Genomic DNA, 19,397 nt, shown 5'->3' with positions numbered 1-19,397 from the left:
AAGAGGACGTCCATGGAACGGTTGAAGGTTGAATTGGGTGAACGCAGCTATCCCATCGAGATAGCTGCAGGCTTGTTGCAGCGTGCTGATGTGCTGACATCGGCTATCAAGGGCAAGCGGGTAATGATAGTGACGAACACGGTCGTTGCCCCGCTCTATCTTGAGCTGGTTACCTCCCGACTCTCCGGTTTTCAGGTCGAGCACCTGATCCTGCCGGATGGCGAGGCTTACAAGAACCTGGCAACCTTCGAGCAGATCATGTCTGCTCTGCTTGAAACCAGCCATGGCCGTGACTCTACGTTGATCGCCCTGGGGGGCGGTGTGATAGGGGATGTGGTGGGCTTTGCGGCAGCAAGCTATCAACGTGGCATTCCTTTTATCCAGATCCCGACCACCCTGCTCTCCCAGGTTGACTCCTCTGTGGGCGGTAAGACCGCTGTCAACCACCCCCTCGGCAAGAACATGATTGGGGCTTTTTATCAGCCCAAAGAAGTTGTAATCGATACCGAATGTTTGAGTACCTTGCCTGCCCGCGAATTTGCCGCAGGGATGGCCGAGGTGATCAAGTACGGCATTATTTGGGATGCAGATTTCTTCAGCTGGCTGGAGCAGAACATGGTTCTGCTGCAACAGCTTGATCCTGCGGCTTTGGCCTACGCCATCAAGCGCTGCTGCCAGATCAAGGCGGATGTGGTCGGTCAGGACGAGACCGAGCATGGCGTACGAGCACTGCTCAATCTGGGCCACACCTTTGGTCATGCTATCGAAGCGGAACAGGGCTACGGCAACTGGCTGCACGGTGAAGCGGTGGCGGCAGGTATTATGCTAGCCGCTTGGACGGCACTGGACCGTGGCGAGATGACCGAGCAGGAGGTCGCTCGGGTTCGCGCTCTGCTGTTGGCAGCAAACTTGCCGATCAAGGCGCCGGCCGAGATGGATTTTGCCGCTTTTATTCGCCATATGTGTCGTGACAAGAAGGTACTGGAAGGCAAGCTGCGTCTGGTTTTGCCGGTCGGTATCGGTCACGCACAGGTGGTTTCCGATGTCTCCGATGCAGAGTTGTTGGCGGTGATCGAGTCAGGTCGTGAGTAAACTCCTTCAATTTCCTTCCCAGCGGCAGCTGGTTGACCGGCTGCTGCATCTGATTGAATTCAATCATCCTTTTATCTTTCTCTCCGGCAAGCCCGGTAGCGGTCGCGGCACGCTCTGCGAGTCATTGCTCGGCAAACTGCCGGAAAAAGTGCGCGTTGTCAGCCTGATCGGCACCCCGGCCATGAAGATGGTGGATGTGCGTCAGCTGTTGTTGCCTCAAGTGGTGGCGCGCCCGCTGTTCAACCCGCAGGATGCGCTGGCTGACAGCTTCTTTCGCATGCTGGAGGGGAGCAAACCTGCCACCCTGTTGCTGATGATCGAGCGGGCAGACGAGTTGCCTGCCGAGCTGCTGGGTGAGCTGTGGGCCATCAGCCGCCACAACGATACGCTGGCAGCACCGCATCGCCTGGCCATCATCGTCTCCGGGAGTGATCACTGGTGTCGCAGCCAGCGGCCTCAGCTCAAAGGGCGAGCCATGCCGGCGCTGGAGCTGGAGGTGCCGCCACTGAGCCCACCCGAGCAACGCATCTTCTTGTATGAAAAGGCCAAAGAGCTCAAGATCCCGACGACCCTCTTGCCCAAGGTCAAAGTGGAAGAGATCCTGACTACGGCGAATGGACATCCGTCCACCATCATGCAGTTACTGGAGGATATCATGACCGACAGAAGGCCCAAGAAGCGCCAGGCCGAGTTGCCCGTCAAGAAGATTGCCACCGTCATCGCGGTGGTGGCTGGCGGTCTGCTGGCGATGAGCTATCTGCTGCCTGCGCTGTTTAGCAGCGACAGCAAACCTGCCATGCAAGACCCGGCTCAGACAACCCCCTTGCCCATCCCTGTTTCAGGCGGCGATCCCCTGACCGTTGGCGGTGGCGATAGCAGCCAGCAGGCTGCACAGGGTAATGGCAGCGGCGATGCTAGCAGTGCTACTGGCGTAGTGAAGGATTGGCAGCCGGAGGCCAAGGTGCTGCCCAAGTCGGTCGACAGCGATACCGTCACGACCGAATCTACCAACTACGAGGGGCGCCGGGTGGTGATCTCCGACGAGGTGGTGCAAAAGCTGATGAGCGAGCCCAAGGTGAGCGGTGCATTGCCGACCGATGTGGTTGACGAGCTGACCGGCAAAGGCCCGGCGGTGACGAGTGGTGCTGCCACGACGGCCACGATCACAGCCAAGGCAGCGACCAGTGCGCCGGTTACCGCAACGAGCAAAACCGTTACGCCTGCGGCAACCACCCGCAGCGAACCGGCCGCCGCGCAAGCGCCCAAGGTGGAGCTCACGCCCGTGGCGACTCTCACTAAGAAGCCGCGCAACCACTACAGCATCCAGTTGATGGGGGCGAGCAACACTAAGGCGGTGGATCAGTTTGTTGCCGAGCATGGTTTGGCGGGCAAGGTGTGGGTCTATCAGACCAAGTTCCGCGGTAGCCCCTGGTATGTGGTATTGCAGGGAGATTACGCCGGTCTGAGCCAGGCCAAAAGCGCCATTCGCAAACTCTCCCCCGAGCTGCTGAAAGGGCAGCCTTGGCCCAAGTCGTTTGCACAGGTACAAAAAGAGCTGAAGCAATAGCCTTGATACCGGATAAGGGGGTAGAATCGACCCCCTTTTTGGGTTTTGCCTTCTTACACACCGGATTTCCATGAAAAAAACACGCGCTTTTTTAAAATGGGCCGGGGGAAAATACTCCCTGGTTGAAGAGATCGCCGAGCGTTTGCCAGCCGGGCGTGTGTTGCTGGAGCCTTTCGTCGGGGCCGGTTCTGTCTTCCTCAATACCGACTACGACGCCTATGTGCTCAATGACATCAATCCGGATCTGATCGCCCTCTATAACCATCTCAAAGAGACACCGGATCACTTCATCGACGAAGCGCGCAAGCTGTTTGTGGCCGAGCATAACCACAAGGCTGCCTACTACCGGCTGCGTACCCAGTTCAACCAGACCGATACCAGCTTCGAGCGCTCCCTGCTGTTCCTCTTCCTCAACCGTCACGGCTTCAATGGCCTGTGCCGTTACAACAAGAAGGGAGGATTCAACGTCCCGTTTGGTTCCTACAAAAAGCCCTACTTCCCGGAGAAGGAGCTGTGGGCCTTTGCCGAGAAGGCGCAGAAAGCGACCTTTATCTGCGAAAGCTACGCCGATGCCATCAAGCGGGCCGAAGAGGATTGGGTTATCTACTGCGATCCTCCCTATGCGCCGCTCTCGACCACGGCGAGCTTCACCACCTATGCAGCCGGCGGCTTTACTCTGGACGATCAGGCGGTACTTGCCCGTCTGGCCCGTCACACCGCGGCACACAAGGGGGTGCCGGTGCTGATCAGCAACCACGATATCGAACTGACCCGCGAGCTCTACCGAGGAGCCCGTCTCGATGAGATCCTGGTCAAGCGCACCATCAGCCGCAATGGTGGTACCCGCAACAAGGTGGCCGAGCTGCTGGCGCTCTATCCGCCCGGAATCGAACCGGAGCAGGGCTACTACCCCAGCGACAGCGAGCTGCTGCCGCTGAGCTAGCAACAAGACGGCACCTTTGGGGCCGTTTTTGTTTGGCGAGCCGACCTGAATCGGAACAGGGGAGGGGATTGCCCCATTTCTCCCGCTTTCGAGTCGTTTTCGCCCGCCATTTACGTTAAAATTGCGCCGCTTTTTCTCCCTGGCTGCCAATGGATGATGCTGATGAAAGACTTTCTGATTGCCCCCTCGATCCTCTCTGCCGATTTTGCCCGTCTGGGTGACGACGTAGCCAAGGTACTGGCTGCCGGTGCCGACGTGGTTCACTTCGACGTGATGGACAACCACTATGTTCCCAACCTGACCATTGGCCCCATGGTCTGTCAGGCACTGCGTGACTTTGGTATCGAGGCTCCCATCGACGTGCATCTGATGGTCAAGCCGGTAGATCGCATCATTCCCGATTTTGCCAAGGCGGGTGCTTCCCTCATCACCTTCCATCCGGAAGCCTCTGACCATGTTGACCGCTCTTTGGGCCTCATCAAGGAGATGGGCTGCCAGGCGGGTCTGGTGCTGAATCCTGCAACCTCTCTCTCCTGCCTCGAGTATGTGATGGACAAGCTGGACGTGATCCTGCTGATGTCGGTCAACCCGGGCTTCGGTGGCCAGAGCTTCATCCCCGGCACCCTCGACAAGCTGCGTCAGGTGCGTCGTTTGATCGACAAGAGCGGCCGCGATATTCGCCTCGAGATCGATGGCGGGGTCAAGGTCGACAATATCCGTGAAATCGCCGAAGCGGGTGCCGACATGTTCGTGGCCGGCTCTGCCATCTTCGGCAAGCCCGATTACAAAGCGGTGATCGACCAGATGCGTGCGGAGCTGGCTCATGTCAAACGCTGAGCGCGCCTTTGACCTGGTGCTGTTCGATCTGGACGGCACCCTGATCGACAGCGCCGCCCAGCTGGCGCTGGCGGTCAATCTTACTCTGGCTGATCTGGGTCTGGCGCAAGCTGACGAAGCGGTTATCCGCACCTGGGTCGGCAATGGTGCCGACAAGCTGATCCAGCGGGCCCTTGCCTATCGCGAGGCCGACCCCGAGCTGTTTGCCAAGGCCAGGCCGATCTTTTTCCAGCACTACAACGCCAGTTTGCTGCAGGGGCTGGCCATGTATGATGGGGTGGCACAGAGTCTGCGTCGCCTGCAAACCCTGGGTTATCAGCAGGCCATTGTGACCAACAAGCCAAGCGATTTTGTCGCACCAATCCTCGATGCCCTCGGCATCAGCGATTGCTTCTCGCTCTGGCTTGGTGGCAACTGCGTACCGGTCAAGAAGCCGAGCCCGGAACCCTTGCTGCACGCCTGCCAGGAGCTGGGAGTGAGCCCGGCTCGCACCCTGATGGTGGGTGACTCCGAAAATGATGTGCTGGCGGCCAAGGCGGCCGGCATGAAGGTGGTGGGCCTGACCTACGGTTACAACTATGGCCGCCCCATTGCCGACTCCCGGCCTGACTGGGTGTTCGAACACTTTTCCCAGCTCGATGCGCTGCTGAGCTAAGCGCACCGCCGGACTGGCTGAATTACAAGGATTACTACTCTCATGACCAAACCAATCGTATTGAGCGGGGCGCAGCCCTCCGGTCAGCTGACCATCGGCAACTACATGGGCGCGCTGCGTCAGTGGGTCAACATGCAGGATGAGTACGACTGCCTCTACTGCATCGTCGACCTGCACGCTATCACCACCCGCCAGGATCCGGTGGCTCTGCGCAAGGCCTGCCTCGATGCGGCTGCCCTCTATCTGGCGGTCGGTATCGATCCCAAGAAGAGCACCGTCTTTATCCAGTCTCACGTGCCGCAGCACGCCGAGCTGGGCTGGATCCTCAACTGCTACACCCAGATGGGTGAGCTGTCGCGCATGACCCAGTTCAAGGACAAGTCCGCCCGTTTCGAGAACAACGTCAACGTCGGTCTGTTCGGTTATCCGGTGCTGATGGCGGCCGATATCCTGCTCTATCAGGCCAATCAGGTGCCGGTCGGCAACGACCAGAAGCAGCATCTCGAGCTGACCCGCGACATCTGCACCCGCTTCAACAACCTGTATGGTGAGGTGTTCACCCTGCCGGAACCCTTCATTCCGACCGAAGGGGCGCGGGTGATGAGCCTGCAGGATCCGACCAAGAAGATGTCCAAGTCTGATGACAACGAGGCCAACTTCATCGGTCTGCTGGAAGATCCCAAGCAGATCGTCAAGAAGATCAAGCGTGCGGTGACCGACTCCGACGATCCGGCAGTAGTTCGCTTCGATCCGGAGAACAAGCCCGGTGTCTCCAACCTGCTGACCCTGATGTCCGGTGTAACCGGTCGCTCCATCCCCGAGCTGGAACAGCATTTTGAAGGCAAGATGTATGGCCATCTCAAGACCGAAACCGCCGAAGCAGTCGTCGCGCTGCTGGAGCCGATTCAGGCCCGTTTCAATGAGCTGCGTCAGGATGAGGCCCATCTGATTGCGATTTTGGCCGAAGGGGCACAAAAGGCGCGTGAAAGGGCTGAAAAAACTTTGACCAGCGTATATGATGTAGTCGGCTTCGTTCCTCGAGCCTGACATACTGGGAAGGTGTAGTAGAAGAGAGCTGGGTATTTGCCTGGCTTTCTTTATTTTCCCCAGCTCTATTTTTGTTTGATTTTATTATTCCAACCCGGGATATATCCCCAAGAGTACCCATGTCTGTTCAACCAAATATTTCAATTGAAGAGCTGAGTGACAAAGGTCACTGGCTGCGCAAGTTTCGCAAGGCGAAAAACCTCAATACCCTGCAATTGATGGTCTCCAATGCCATCGACAAGCATCACAAGACCGCTGCCATCGCTGCCGCCATCTATCTGGCCGAATGTCAGCGTGAGCGGGAAATGGAGCAGGGTCGTTTTCTCGATCGTTAATTCTCCGCTGCTGGTTATCTTATGTTGCTGTTAATTGATAACTACGACTCCTTTACCTGGAATCTGGTGCAATATTTTGGTGCGCTGGGTCAGGAGGTAGAGGTCAGACGCAATGATGAACTGACGTTGGCCGATATCGAGCAGTTATCTCCCCGTTTTCTGGTTATCTCTCCCGGTCCCTGTACTCCCAACGAGGCAGGTATCTCTCTCGACGCCATCACCCATTTTGCCGGTAAACTGCCTATTCTCGGTGTCTGCCTTGGCCATCAGTCGCTGGCGCAGGCGTTTGGTGCCCGCGTAGTTCGCGCGCGTCAGGTGATGCACGGCAAGACCTCCCTCATCCGCCATCGCGGCGAAGGGGTATTCTGCGGTCTCAAGGATCCCCTGCGGGTGACCCGATATCATTCGCTGGTCGTGGAGCGCGAGACGCTGCCCGACTGCTTCAAGATCACCGCCTGGAGCGAGCATGCCGATGGCTCGTTCGACGAGATCATGGGAGTGCGTCACAAGACGCTCAACATCGAGGGCGTACAGTTCCATCCGGAGAGTATTTTGAGCGAGCAGGGTCATTTGTTACTGGCCAATTTTCTGACCCGTTCATAAAAAGTTGTGACCGCCTTCTCAATATAGAGAGAAGGCAAAAAAAATTTCTCTGACACTTTATTCACCCCCTCTGCTGCCCAAATTATCTCTTGCCAAGCCCCCCTGAGTCGTTATGCAATGCGGTTGCCTAAAATATCAGGGGCAGTCGAACATTGTTCCTTACAGGCCCTCTTGTTACAGACTTTTTACTTTATTTCTGTGATAATCCCGTCACGTTTACACGGATTTAACTTTTGGGCGGTGGATTATTCTGTCGCCGAATCGAAGGAGAGCTATATGTCAGAGTTGTTGGCAGTGACACGTGAAGTGTTTGATGAAGTGATGGTTCCCAACTATGCGCCGGCCAAGATCATTCCGGTTCGTGGCGAAGGATCACGTGTCTGGGATCAGGATGGTCGCGAGTATGTCGACTTTGCCGGGGGCATCGCTGTAAACGGCCTGGGTCACTGCCATCCCAAGCTGGTCGAGGCCCTGAAAAGCCAGGGCGAGAAGCTGTGGCACCTCTCCAACGTGATGACCAACGAGCCGGCCCTGCGTCTGGCCAAGAAGCTGGTCGCCGCCACCTTTGCCGACAAGGTCTACTTCTGCAACTCCGGCGCCGAGGCGAACGAGGCCGCCCTCAAGCTGGCTCGTCGCTACGCCATCGAAAAGTTCGGTGAGCAGAAGACCCAGATCATCGCCTTCAATCAGGGCTTCCATGGTCGCACCTTCTTTACCGTCAGCGTCGGCGGTCAGGCTGCCTACTCTGATGGTTTCGGGCCCAAGCCCGGTGACATCACCCACGTCCCCTATAACGATCTGGCCGCGCTGGCTGACGTGATCTCCGACAACACCTGTGCCGTGGTGATGGAACCGCTGCAGGGGGAGGGTGGCATCATTCGTCCAACCGACGAGTTTGCCAAAGGAGTGCGCGAGCTGTGCGACAAGCACAATGCCCTGCTCATCTATGACGAAGTGCAGTCCGGTGTCGGTCGTACCGGTGAGCTCTACGCCTACATGGGGCTTGGCGTCACGCCGGATATCCTTACCAGCGCCAAGGCGCTGGGTGGCGGTTTCCCCATCGGCGCCATGCTGACTACCAGCGAAATCGCCTCTTACCTAAAAGTGGGCACTCACGGCTCTACTTACGGCGGCAACCCGCTGGCCTGTGCGGTGGCGGAAGCAGTGATCGATGTGATCAACACCCCGGAGGTGCTGGCGGGTATCAAGCAACGCGAGCAGCTGTTCCGCGAGGGGCTTGAGGCAATTAACGCCAAATACCACTGCTTTAGCGAGATCCGCGGCAAGGGGCTGCTGCTGGGCGCTGCCCTGAGCGAAGAGTACAAGGGACGTTCCCGTGACTTCCTGCTGGCCTCCATCGATCAGGGGCTGATGGCGCTGGTTGCCGGCACCAACGTGGTTCGTTTTGCTCCTTCGCTGGTGATCCCGGAAGCGGACATCAAGGAGGGGTTGGCCCGCTTCGAGAAAGCGGTCGCCCAGGTGGTTAACGCCTGATCCAAATTGAGGTGGGGAGCCCTCCCGGCAGGAGCCGGGACCCCACCTGACGTCAATGAAAGGGAGTTGTCATTTATGTTGGTTATCCGTCCCATCGAGCAAAAAGATTTTGCCGGGCTCAAGACCTGCGCCATCGAGTCCGGCACCGGCATGACCTCGTTGCCTGTCAACGATGAGCTGCTGCAGCGCAAGATCGATGCTTCCACCCAAACTTTCTCCGACAAGCCGGCCGGCAAGGGGGACTGCCTCTACTTCTTCGTGGCAGAGGATCTCGAGACCGGCGAGATGGTAGGGACCTGCGCCATCGATGCGGCAGTCGGTCTCTCCCAGCCGTTTTACAACTACCACATCGGCAAGGTGGTGCACTCCTCACCCAAACTCGGCATCTACAACGTCGTTGAAACCCTGACTCTCTCCAACGACTACACCGGCAACTCCGAGCTCTGCACCCTGTTCTTGCGCGAATGTGCCCGCGAGGGGCTCAACGGTCGCCTGCTCTCCAAGCACCGTTTTCTGTTTATGGCCGAGCACCCGGAGCTGTTTGACGAGACCGTCTTCGCCGAGATGCGCGGCGTCTCCGATGCCAACGGTCACAGCCCCTTCTACGAGTGGCTGCAAACTCACTTCTTCTCGATGGACTTTCCCACCGTCGACTATCTGACCGGTATCGGCAAGAAGCGCTTTATCGCCGAGCTGATGCCCAAGTACCCCATCTACGTCAATTTGCTGAGCAACGAGGCGCGGGCCGTCATTGGCCAGACCCACGAGAAGACCCGCCCCGCCATCAAGATGCTGCAGGATGAGGGCTTCGTGAACCGTGGCTATGTCGATATCTTCGATGCGGGCCCCACTGTCGAATGCGACGTGAAGAATATCCGCAGCGTGCGCCGCAGCAAGAAGCTGCGGGTGCTGGTGGGTGAGCCCATCGGTGGCAAGACCCACCTCATCTGCAACAGCCGCTTTGAACAGTACCGCGCCTGCTACGGCAATATCCGGGTCGATCTGGACAAGCACGAGGCCATCATTCCGCCCAAGATGGCGGCGGCACTCAAGGTGCAGGATGGCGACATGGTGCGGGTAGTCGACCTCGACTGAGGCGGACAGGACTAGCAAACCGATTATCAAGCAGGCAGCCGAGGCTGCCTGTCAGCGACAGGGAGTGAATGGATGAGCCAGTTAGTGCAATTTATCGACGGTCAGTGGCTTGCCGGTGAAGGCAAGCCGTTCGAGTCACGGGATCCGGCCAAAAACGAGGTGATCTGGCAGGGTGCTGCCGCCAGTGCGGCTCAGGTCGATGCAGCCGTCAAGGCGGCCCGCGCCGCCTTCTACCACTGGTCTGATATGGAGCTTGAGGATCGCCTGACCATAGTGCGTCGCTATGCCGACCTGCTGGGTGAACACAAGGAAGCGTTGGCGCTGACTATCGCCCGCGAAACCGGCAAACCGTTGTGGGAGACCCGCACCGAAGTGGCCGCCATGCAGGGCAAGATCGCTATCTCCATCCGCGCCCATGACGAGCGCACCGGTACGGTGGAAAACCCCATGCCGGGCGCCAAGGCGTTTGTCCGTCACAAGCCCCACGGTGTGGTGGCGGTGTTCGGCCCCTACAACTTCCCGGGCCATCTGCCCAACGGCCATATCGTGCCGGCGCTGATCGCGGGCAATGCCGTGGTGTTCAAACCCTCCGAGCTGACCCCCATGGTGGCGGAAGCCATGCTCAAGGTGTGGCAGGAGGCGGGGCTGCCCAAAGGGGTCATCAATCTGGTGCAGGGCGAGGTCGAGACCGGCAAGGCGCTGGCTGGCCACGCTGATATCGATGGCCTCTTCTTTACCGGTTCATCCCGTACCGGCCATTTCCTCCATCAGCAGTTTGCCGGCCAGCCGGGCAAAATTCTGGCTCTCGAGATGGGTGGCAACAATCCGCTGATCGTGAAAGACGTGAGCGATATCGACGGCGCCGTCCATGCCATTGTCCAGTCGGCGTTTATCACCTCCGGCCAGCGCTGCACCTGCTCGCGCCGCCTGTTTGTCGAACGCGGCGAGCGTGGCGATGCTCTGGTCAAGCGACTGGTCGAGGTGGTCGGCAAGATCAAGGTCGGCCTCTACGACGCCGCCGAGCAGCCGTTTATGGGGGCGATGATCAGCGAGAAAGCTGCGATTGGCATGGTCGAAGCACAAGCCAACCTGCAACAGCTGGGCGGCGAGAGCCTGCAGGTGCTTGAGCACCTGAAAGCAGGAACCGGATTTGTCTCCCCGGGCATCATCGACGTGACCGCGGTCAGCGCGCTGCCGGACGAAGAGTACTTCGGTCCGCTGCTGCAGCTCATTCGCTATGACGATTTCGATGCGGCCATCGATCTGGCCAATGCCACTCGCTACGGTCTCTCGGCCGGTCTGCTGGGGGACAAGGAGGCGGACTGGAATCACTTCTTCAAGCGGATCCGTGCTGGCATCGTCAACTGGAACAAGCCCATTACCGGTGCCTCCAGTGCCGCGCCGTTTGGCGGTATCGGCGCTTCCGGCAACCACAGGGCGAGTGCCTACTACGCCGCTGACTACTGTGCTTATCCGGTTGCCTCCGTGGAAGACAGCAAGGCCGCTATGCCGGAGCAGCTGTCTCCTGGCTTGACGTTTTAAGAGAAAATGGGGATGCCAATGCAGCAGAGATGGCTCAACGCCGCCGACTACTGTGTCATATCCCCGGTTGCATCCGTAGAAGACAGCAAGGCGGCAATGTCGGAACAGCTGTCTCCCGGTCTGAGCTTCTGACAATAACGACAGGGGCATCCGGCGGGTGCCCCGACCTGTACCCGCAATCAAAGGAAAGAGAGATGCAAAAGGATATCGACACCCTGTTCAGTCATCTGTGGGACAACTACATCAAGGTGACGCCGAGCGCCCTCAAGGTGCACACCCTGCTGGGGGGCGGTGAGCCTATCGTCAACGATCACGTGGCGTTTCGTACCTACAACCTGCCCAAGCTGGGGCTGGAGAAGCTGGCCGCCCACTTTCTGGCGCTGGGGTATGAGCAGAAGGGCGAGTACGTCTTCAAGGCGAAAAAGCTCTACGCCAAGCACTTCGAGCATAAAGATCCGGACGCTCCCAAGGTATTTATCAGCGAGTTGAAGGTTGAGGAGCTCTCCCCGGCTGCGCAGGCCATCATCCACAAGCTGGCCGATCAGGTGCCCGAGCATCTGACTGATACCCCGGCGTTTCTATACGCCGGTGCTCCCTGGCAGGTCTCTTACGCCGACTATCAGACCCTGCTGGCGGAGAGCGAGTATGCGGCCTGGATGGCTGCCTGGGGTTATCGTGCCAACCATTTCACGGTCAATATCAACAAGTTGAAGGATTTCGACACCATCCATCAGGTCAATGCGGCGCTCAAGGCGGCCGGGTTCGTGCTCAACAGCGTGGGTGGCGAGGTGAAAGGGGACCGCCACGTGATGCTGGAGCAATCCTCCACCATGGCCGACAAGGCGGATGTGCCGTTCAGCGATGGGGTGCGCACCATCCCGAGCTGCTTCTATGAATTCGCCCTGCGCTACCCGCAGCCAGATGGCGTGCTCTATCCGGGCTTCGTCGAGGCGTCGGCCGACAAGATCTTCGAATCGACCAACGCGATGTAAAGGTTGGTGACCGGCACGGGTTGTGCCGTGCCACTTGGCATGAGAACGCCTCCCTTGCGGAGGCGTTTTGTTTGCCGCGGGTGGTGGCGTCCTCTCAGGTTATCAATGACTTAAGAGGAGAGGGGTTATAGGTTTTGCTGGTGTTTGGCGTGGCCGAATTGTTGATAAAAATGTGAACGAGATCACTCGATACGCCACAGATTGACGCAGGAAACCGGGCAAAAAGGAGTAGAATGACGCTTTATTTTTGCGGGGCCAATCGATGCCTAACTATCACTTTTTCAAGCAAGGTCAGTCGCTTACCTATCTCGATGCGAATGCACCCAGCTATAGCGATGAGCGTCGACATCTGGTTGCGCAGGGTTTTGCTGCCATTGCTGCGCCCACCTTTGCGGATAGTCCGAGCAAGGCGTTGGAGTTGCTGTGCGCTCATCAGAAGCAGCATGAGTTGCATGCCGATGGCTTTAGTCTCACTGTGTCTGAAGTGCCTGCGTCTGCGGCCTCCCTCTCGGGCAAATAGGTCGGGCAAATAGGCGCCAGCCAGAGAGGAGTCGGGGAGCTGTCAGGCTCCCCGAAAATGATTGCAGTTGTGCCCTGGCACGGTGGTGATGTCCCCGTTATCTCGGGTGCCACTCACCCTCAAGCACCAGCACGGTATCCATCCCTGCCGCCTTGCCTGCCTCGAGCCCGATCTGGGTATCTTCAAACACCAGACAGTTGGCCGGATGGGCCCCCAGCTGTTCGGCCACCTGCAAGAAGGTGTCCGGGTGTGGCTTGTGGTTGATGACGTCATCGGCGCTCACCACCACAGAGATATAGGCGTCGAGACCGGTACTCTTCAGGATCGACTCCGCCTGATTGCGCGGTGAACCGGTACCAATCCCCATCGGCACCTTGCCGTGGTAGTGCCTGACCAGCTCCCACATCCGGGGGAAGACGCTGACCTTGTCGATATGCTCCATGTAGAGGGCAATCTTGCGGCGGGCGAAGGCGTCGGCGTCTACCTCCAGTCCCTGCTGCTCGGCCAGCATGGCGATGATCTTGCGAGTCGGAATGCCACCGTACTGGTAGAGCTGCTCCCGCTTGAAGGGGATGCCGAATTCGGCGCAGGTGAGCTCCCAGGCATCGAGATGGAGGGGCATGGAATCAACCAGAGTGCCATCCATATCGAAAATCAGGGCATCGTAGTGATCAAACCGGTACTGCTCGCTCATGGGGACTCCTTGGCTAAATAGGGCAGGCTAGCAGATCGGGGGCTTTGATTGTGGGATCGGCCTCATGGTTGAGGATGGCCGACCGTGGTTTTTTCTCTCTCTTGCTGATTTGTGAGACAATAATTCGCTCAATGCCGGATCCTTTGGCATATCAGATCAGCGAGTCCGCTTATGACCTCGAAAATATCCCCTAAAACCATCTTCTCGAGTGTGGCGCTGGTGATTGCGCTCGGTTCACTGGAAAAGAGCATAGTCACCACCCCGCTCCCTATGATCGGCGCAGAGTTGCACGCCGGCGCCGCCCTCACCTGGGTGGTGACCGCCTACTTGCTGGCAGCCACCGCCGTGCTGCCCCTTTACGGCAAACTGAGTGATCTCTTTGGCCGGGTGCGGATGCTCAATATCGGCATCGGCCTGTTTCTGGCGGGCTCGGTGGCCTGCGCGCTCTCCCAGGATCTGCCGACCCTGCTGGCGGCCCGGGTACTGCAAGGGCTGGGAGGCGGCGGCCTGATTGCCCTCGCGTTTACCGTGATTGCCGACACCATACCGCCACGGGAGGTGGGCAAGTATCAGGGCTACATCTCGGCGGTCTATGCGGTCTCCAGCATCGCGGGCCCCTTGCTCGGTGGCTATTTTACCGAGCAGCTCAGCTGGCGCTGGATCTTCTGGATCAACCTGCCGCTCGGTGCGCTGGCGATCTTCCTGATCAATCGCAACCTCAAGCAGCTCAATGTCCGTCGTCACAGCCGCTTCGACTGGAAGGGGGCGGCGCTGCTCATTACCGTCACCACCCTGACCCTGTTGCTGCTCTCGCCGGAGACAGCTCTGCCCGCCATCTGGCTGGCGGGTGCGCTGGCGGTGGCCTTGTTGCTGCTGATCCTGATTGAGCGACGGGCTCACGATCCCATCCTGCCTGCCCATCTGGCGCGCCTGCCCGGCTATCTGGTGAGCGTGCTGCTGGTGATGCTCTCCCAGTTGCTGATGTTTGCTGTGCTGGTCTATCTGCCGCTGCAGATGCAGTGGCAGAAGGGGCTGAGCGCTAGCCAGAGCGGGATGAGCATGGTGATCTTCATGATCTGCATCACCGCCGGGGCCTTTGTCGGCGGCAAGCTGATTGGCCGTACCGGTCACTACAAGAGCTTTGTGGCGGTGGGGTTTGCGCTGGCAGCGGTAGCGCTGTGGCAGATCCACTTCGATGCCTGGGTCAAGCTGGCCCTCGGGTTTGCCGGTATCGGTCTTGGTTTGGTGCTACCCGCCCTCTCGGTGGTGGTGCAAAATGCCCTGCCACGGGAGGATCGCGGCATCGGCATGTCGCTGTTCAACTTCGGCCGTGAGCTGGGGGGCGCAGTCGGGGTGGCCATCTGCTCCATGCTGTTCCACTCTCAGCTGCCTGCAGGCAGTGCCGGTCAGCTCAGCTCATTGAGCCCGCAGCTGCTGGCCCCCGGTTTCAGTGCTACCTATATCGGGATGGCAATTATTGCCACCTTTGCACTGTTGCTCACCCTGCTGGCGCTCAAGCGCCATGAGCTGGCCTCCATCAATGCCTGAGCAGGCAATAACGCTCGATAGATAGCATCAGGGCTCCCCGCGGGGAGCCCTGATTGTTATTGGGTGAAAGAGTGGCAACCACCATCAAGCCATACGCGGGTTACTCCTGCGCCGGGCTCTCCTTGCCCGCCAGCTGGCTTAGCCAGGTGAAGCGGCGGTTGGCCTCCTGCTCTGCCTCTTCATAGAGCTGGCTGGCTACCTCCGGCAGCTGGCGCTCCAGCCGCTGGAAGCGGGGCTCGTGGCGCAAGGTCTCGGCCAGCGAGGCATTGGGGGCCCGCGAGTCGAGCGCCAGCGGCAATTTACCCTCGTCAGCGCGGCGCGGGTCGAAGCGGTAGAGGGGCCAGAAACCGGTGGCAGTCAGCTGCTTCATCTGCTCATGGCTCTCGGCCATGTCGTAGCCATGCTCCTCGCAGGGGCTGTAGGCGATGATGAGTGAGGGGCCCGGGTAGGCTTCCGCCTCCTGAATCGCCTTCACCGTCTGGTTCATCTGGGCGCCGAGGGAGATCTGCGCCACATAGACGTGACCATACATCATCACGCTGGCGCCGAGATCCTTGCGCGCCTTGCGTTTGCCTTGCTCACCAAACTTGGTGATGGCCCCAAGCGGGGTTGCCTTCGACTGTTGGCCGCCGGTGTTGGAGTAGCACTGGGTGTCGAGCACCAGCACATTGATGTTCTCCCCCAGACTCAGCACATGATCGAGCCCGCCAAAGCCGATGTCGTAGGCCCAGCCATCGCCACCGATGAGCCAGACCGATTTCTCCACCAGATAGTCCGCATCGCGAGCCAGCTCTTGGGCTGCCGGGATCTGGCTCCCCTGCAGCAGCGTTCGCAACTGCTGGATATGGGCCCGCTGCTCGGAAACCGGCAGGGTGGCATCGCCGAGCACCTCGCGCAGCGCTGCCGGGATGGTGTCGCCCAGGCTCGCCAGCAGACGGCGCACCCGCTCCCTGTGCTGATCGACGGTAAGACGGAAGCCCAGTCCGAACTCGGCGTTGTCTTCAAACAACGAGTTGGCCCAGGCCGGCCCGCGCCCCTCGGCGTTGGTGGTGTAGGGGGTGGTAGGCAGGTTGCCGCCATAAATGGACGAGCAGCCGGTGGCGTTGGCAATCAGCAGCCGATCGCCATAGAGCTGGGTCAGCAACTTGATATAGGGAGTCTCGCCACAGCCGGAGCAGGCGCCCGAGTATTCAAACAGCGGCGAGATGAGCTGGGAGGTGCGAATGTCGATACGCTCCAGCTGCTCGGCGCTGCGCTCGGGCAGATCGAGGAAGAAGTCGTAGTTGGCCTTCTGCTCGTCGAGGTGTTCGAGGCGTGAAGCCATATTGATCGCCTTGCGATCCGGGTTGCTGCGATCCTTGGCCGGGCATACCTCGACGCAGAGATTGCAGCCGGTGCAATCCTCCGGCGCCACCTGCAGCACGTACTGCTGGCTGCGCATGTCACGGGATTTCACATCCAGCGCATCGAGGGTGGCGGGGGCAGCGGCCAGCGCATCCGGTTCTACCACCTTGGCGCGAATGGCCGAGTGAGGACAGGCGGCGACACAGTAGTTGCACTGGGTGCAGAGCTCCGCCTCCCAGATTGGGATCTCCTTGGCGATGTTGCGCTTCTCCCAGCGGGTGGTGCCGACTGGCCAGGTGCCATCCGGCGGGAAGGCGGAGACCGGCAGGTTGTCCCCCAGCCCCGCCAGCATGGCGGCGGTGACGGTCTGGACAAAGTCGGGGGCCTTGGCGGAAACCACCGGCGGGCGCGGGCGGCTGGCGGGATCCTGCTCGCCAAGTGGCACCCGGGTCAGGGCTGCGCAGGTTGCCTCCAGTGCCATCCAGTTGCGCTCGACCAGCGTCTGCCCCTTGCTGCCATAGCTGCTGGCGATGGCCTGCTTCAGCAGGCTGGTCGCCTCTGCGGGGGGAATGATGGCGCTGAGCTGGAAGAAGGCCATCTGCATCACGGTATTGATGCGGTTACCGAGCTGGCAGTCGCGGGCAATTTTGGCGGCGTTGATGATGTAGAAACGCGCCTCTTTCTCGCGCAGGGCATGCTGCACCTCGCTGGGTAGTCGTTGCCAGATCTCCGCTTCGCTGTAAGGGGTGTTGAGCAGGAAGATGCCACCTGCTTTCAAGCGCTCCGCCATCTGGTACTTGTCGACAAACTGCCACTGATGGCAGCCGATAAAGTCCGCCTCTTCCACCAGATAGGCCGATTGCAGCGGCCGCTCGCCCACCCGCAGGTGAGAGACGGTGAGGCCGCCCGCCTTCTTGGAGTCGTAGACGAAATAGCCCTGCGGATAGAGGTCGGTGTGGTTGCCGAGGATCTTGATGCTGTTCTTGGCCGCCGAGACGGTGCCGTCGCTGCCAAGGCCGTAGAAGAGCGCCTCCACCTTGTGTTGCTGGCCGTGGACGGGGCTTTGCGAATCCAGCGCGGGCAGCGGCAGCGAGAGACCTGTGATGTCATCGAAGATGCCGACGGTAAAGCGCGGACGCGGGTTCTCTTGCGCCAGTTCGGCAAACACTGCCACTGCGCAAGCGGGGCCGAACTCTTTGGAGGAGAGGCCATAGCGACCGCCGATCACCCGCGGCAGGCTTGCCCGCTCGCCCCGGCTGACCGCTTCGGCCAGCGCCGTCATCACGTCGAGATAGAGGGGCTCGGCCTGTGCGCCCGGCTCCTTGGTACGATCCAGCACGGCGATGGTGCGGGCACTCTCGGGAATCGCGGCCAGCAGGTGCCCGGCCGAGAAGGGACGGAACAGCCGCACCTTCACCAGCCCCACCTTCTCCCCTTGGGCAAGCAGGCGTTCGATGACTTCTTCACAGGTGCCGATGGCCGAGCCCATCAGCACCACAATCCGCTCCGCCTGCGGGTGGCCGACATATTCAAACGGTCGGTAGTGGCGGCCGGTCTGCTCGCCAAAAGCCTGCATCGCCTCGCTCACATTGCCATAGGCAGCGTCATACCAGGGGTTGCTCGCCTCCCGACACTGGAAGTAGGTGTCCGGGTTGGCGGCGGTGCCGCGAATGACCGGTTTGTCGGGGGTGAGCGCCCGGTCACGATGAGCACGGATGGCATCGGCGGGCAGCAGGGCACGCAGGGTGTCGTCAGCGAGCGGCGCTATCTTGGCGATCTCGTGAGAGGTACGAAAGCCGTCGAAGAAGTGGATAAAGGGAAGGCGGCTGTTGAGGCTCGCTATCTGGGAGATCAGGGCAAAGTCCTGCGCCTCCTGCACATTGCTGGCACAGAGCATGGCACAGCCGGTCTGGCGCACCGCCATCACGTCAGAGTGATCGCCAAAGATCGATAGCGCGTGGGTCGCCACGGTGCGTGCCGCCACATGCAGCACGAAGGGGATGAGCTGACCCGCCAGCTTGTAGAGGTTGGGGATCATCAGCAGCAAACCCTGCGACGAGGTAAACGAGGTCGCCAGCGCGCCGGTCTGCAGGGCGCCGTGGACGGCGGCAATGGCGCCCCCTTCCGACTGCATCTCGACAACCCGGGGCACATCCCCCCAGAGGTTCTTGCCCCGCTCGCTCGACCAGGCCGACGACTGTTCAGCCATGGCCGAACTGGGGGTTATGGGGTAGATGGCGATGACTTCGCTGGTGCGGTACGCCACCGAGGCGACTGCGTTATTCCCGTCTGTGGTGATCATGTGTTTTCCACTTTGCTATGCCAGTTTGAAGGCCGATAGTTGCATCGGCAATGGATAGGTCGCAGGCATAGTAAGAGGGGCAATGAGAGCGTATCAAACGGGATAAATAATCAATTAATAAGTCAGTAATAGTGGTTAATTTAACCCCTTCGAGTGGGGGCGTGATTTTCTGCTAGTAGCCGGTGGGGTGGCGATTGACGGGCCATTGCTATGGCCCGTCAACACGGGGCTAACCCTGCTCCACTTGCAGCCAGATGGCGCACTGATAAGGGGCGAAGAGCTGCATCGGTTCGCTTGGGTAATTGGCCATCAGCAACCGCATCTCGTCTGCCACCTTGTCGAAGTGGGGCATCGGCAAGGGGTTCGCCGTGAGATTGGCGAGCAGCAGCAGGGTGTGCCGCTCTCCGCTGGCCGGATCCTGCCAGTGGCGGCGATAGCTGATGCGCTCGAGATCATCCCCATCCAGCAGCTCGAATTTGCCGTGGCGAACGACAGGGTGAGCCTTGCGCAGGGCGATGAGCTGGCGATAGCAGTGAAACGGCGAGTCGGGGCGAGTCAGCTGCTCGGCGGCATTAATCTCGATGTGATTGGCGTTGAGGGCAATCCAGGGTGTGGTGGAGGTGAAACCGGCGTGGGGACCAGCATCCCACTGCATCGGGGTACGGGCATTGTCGCGGCTGATGGCATCGAGCCGCCGACTCAGCTCGGCAGGATCCAGCTCCGAGTGGCTGGTGCGGTAGTTGATGGCCTCCACATCGCGCAGCTCGCCCGGCTGCCAGTGGCGGTT

The 19,397-nt window shown here is 59.8% G+C and carries 17 protein-coding genes; 14 read left to right on the top strand and 3 right to left on the bottom strand.

What is annotated here, in order from left to right:
* Nucleotides 1-12 precede the first annotated feature (12 nt).
* The 13 genes from aroB (at nucleotide 13) to AACS24_RS11765 (ending at nucleotide 12,722) form a co-directional block, all read left to right on the top strand.
* Complete coding sequence (aroB, locus tag AACS24_RS11825; RefSeq protein ID WP_108570789.1) at nucleotides 13-1,092, top strand: 3-dehydroquinate synthase; 1,080 nt, start codon at nucleotides 13-15, stop codon at nucleotides 1,090-1,092.
* On the top strand, nucleotides 1,085-2,659 hold the full coding sequence (locus AACS24_RS11820; protein ID WP_108570788.1) for an SPOR domain-containing protein: 1,575 nt from the start codon (nucleotides 1,085-1,087) through the stop codon (nucleotides 2,657-2,659). Before aroB ends, AACS24_RS11820 begins: the two co-directional genes overlap by 8 nt.
* Before the next feature lie 70 nt (nucleotides 2,660-2,729).
* Nucleotides 2,730-3,602 (top strand): Dam family site-specific DNA-(adenine-N6)-methyltransferase, encoded by an 873-nt coding sequence (locus tag AACS24_RS11815; RefSeq protein ID WP_033113856.1) that lies wholly within the window; start codon nucleotides 2,730-2,732, stop codon nucleotides 3,600-3,602.
* Between the two features lie 162 nt (nucleotides 3,603-3,764).
* On the top strand, nucleotides 3,765-4,439 hold the full coding sequence (rpe, locus tag AACS24_RS11810; protein WP_108570787.1) for a ribulose-phosphate 3-epimerase: 675 nt from the start codon (nucleotides 3,765-3,767) through the stop codon (nucleotides 4,437-4,439).
* Nucleotides 4,426-5,094, top strand: a complete 669-nt coding sequence (locus tag AACS24_RS11805) for a phosphoglycolate phosphatase (RefSeq protein ID WP_108570786.1) — start codon at nucleotides 4,426-4,428, stop codon at nucleotides 5,092-5,094. Before rpe ends, AACS24_RS11805 begins: the two co-directional genes overlap by 14 nt.
* Nucleotides 5,095-5,136: 42 nt before the next feature.
* Nucleotides 5,137-6,141 (top strand): tryptophan--tRNA ligase, encoded by a 1,005-nt coding sequence (gene trpS, locus AACS24_RS11800; RefSeq protein ID WP_108570785.1) that lies wholly within the window; start codon nucleotides 5,137-5,139, stop codon nucleotides 6,139-6,141.
* A gap of 119 nt (nucleotides 6,142-6,260) precedes the next feature.
* Nucleotides 6,261-6,476, top strand: coding sequence for a hypothetical protein (locus tag AACS24_RS11795; protein WP_019446358.1), 216 nt, complete (start codon nucleotides 6,261-6,263; stop codon nucleotides 6,474-6,476).
* A 21-nt stretch (nucleotides 6,477-6,497) separates the two neighbouring features.
* Nucleotides 6,498-7,079, top strand: coding sequence for an aminodeoxychorismate synthase component II (locus AACS24_RS11790; RefSeq protein ID WP_108570784.1), 582 nt, complete (start codon nucleotides 6,498-6,500; stop codon nucleotides 7,077-7,079).
* Nucleotides 7,080-7,355: 276 nt separating this feature from the next.
* A complete protein-coding gene (locus AACS24_RS11785) occupies nucleotides 7,356-8,573 on the top strand; it encodes an aspartate aminotransferase family protein (protein ID WP_108570783.1) in 1,218 nt (405 codons plus the stop codon).
* Between the two features lie 75 nt (nucleotides 8,574-8,648).
* Complete coding sequence (gene astA, locus AACS24_RS11780; protein ID WP_033115696.1) at nucleotides 8,649-9,668, top strand: arginine N-succinyltransferase; 1,020 nt, start codon at nucleotides 8,649-8,651, stop codon at nucleotides 9,666-9,668.
* A gap of 72 nt (nucleotides 9,669-9,740) precedes the next feature.
* On the top strand, nucleotides 9,741-11,210 hold the full coding sequence (astD, locus tag AACS24_RS11775; protein ID WP_108570782.1) for a succinylglutamate-semialdehyde dehydrogenase: 1,470 nt from the start codon (nucleotides 9,741-9,743) through the stop codon (nucleotides 11,208-11,210).
* 194 nt (nucleotides 11,211-11,404) lie between these two features.
* Entirely contained in the window at nucleotides 11,405-12,202 is a 798-nt protein-coding gene (locus AACS24_RS11770; RefSeq protein WP_108570781.1) for a DUF1338 domain-containing protein, read from the top strand.
* A 262-nt stretch (nucleotides 12,203-12,464) separates the two neighbouring features.
* Nucleotides 12,465-12,722, top strand: coding sequence for a hypothetical protein (locus tag AACS24_RS11765; protein ID WP_108570780.1), 258 nt, complete (start codon nucleotides 12,465-12,467; stop codon nucleotides 12,720-12,722).
* 97 nt (nucleotides 12,723-12,819) lie between these two features.
* Here the strand turns inward: AACS24_RS11765 and AACS24_RS11760 are convergent, their stop codons facing one another.
* Nucleotides 12,820-13,416 (bottom strand): HAD family hydrolase, encoded by a 597-nt coding sequence (locus tag AACS24_RS11760; protein WP_108570779.1) that lies wholly within the window; start codon nucleotides 13,414-13,416, stop codon nucleotides 12,820-12,822.
* Between the two features lie 171 nt (nucleotides 13,417-13,587).
* Here AACS24_RS11760 and AACS24_RS11755 point away from each other — a divergent pair, with 171 nt between their 5' ends.
* The gene (locus AACS24_RS11755; RefSeq protein ID WP_181364159.1) at nucleotides 13,588-14,964 is read left to right on the top strand and encodes an MDR family MFS transporter; all 1,377 of its coding nucleotides are present in this window, start codon (nucleotides 13,588-13,590) and stop codon (nucleotides 14,962-14,964) included.
* 100 nt (nucleotides 14,965-15,064) lie between these two features.
* Here AACS24_RS11755 and nifJ read toward each other — a convergent pair whose 3' ends face one another.
* The gene (gene nifJ / locus AACS24_RS11750) at nucleotides 15,065-18,610 is read right to left on the bottom strand and encodes a pyruvate:ferredoxin (flavodoxin) oxidoreductase (protein ID WP_108570778.1); all 3,546 of its coding nucleotides are present in this window, start codon (nucleotides 18,608-18,610) and stop codon (nucleotides 15,065-15,067) included.
* Nucleotides 18,611-18,839: 229 nt separating this feature from the next.
* The coding region (locus AACS24_RS11745; protein ID WP_258222917.1) for an alpha-amylase family glycosyl hydrolase at nucleotides 18,840-19,397 on the bottom strand (558 nt) is incomplete at its 5' end.

Source organism: Aeromonas sp. HMWF016 (assembly GCF_963878195.1).
GTDB classification, from domain to species: Bacteria; Pseudomonadota; Gammaproteobacteria; order Enterobacterales; family Aeromonadaceae; genus Aeromonas; species Aeromonas lacus.
Note: the sequence above shows the minus strand (reverse complement) of the source record. Positions and strands in the feature narration are given on the sequence as shown.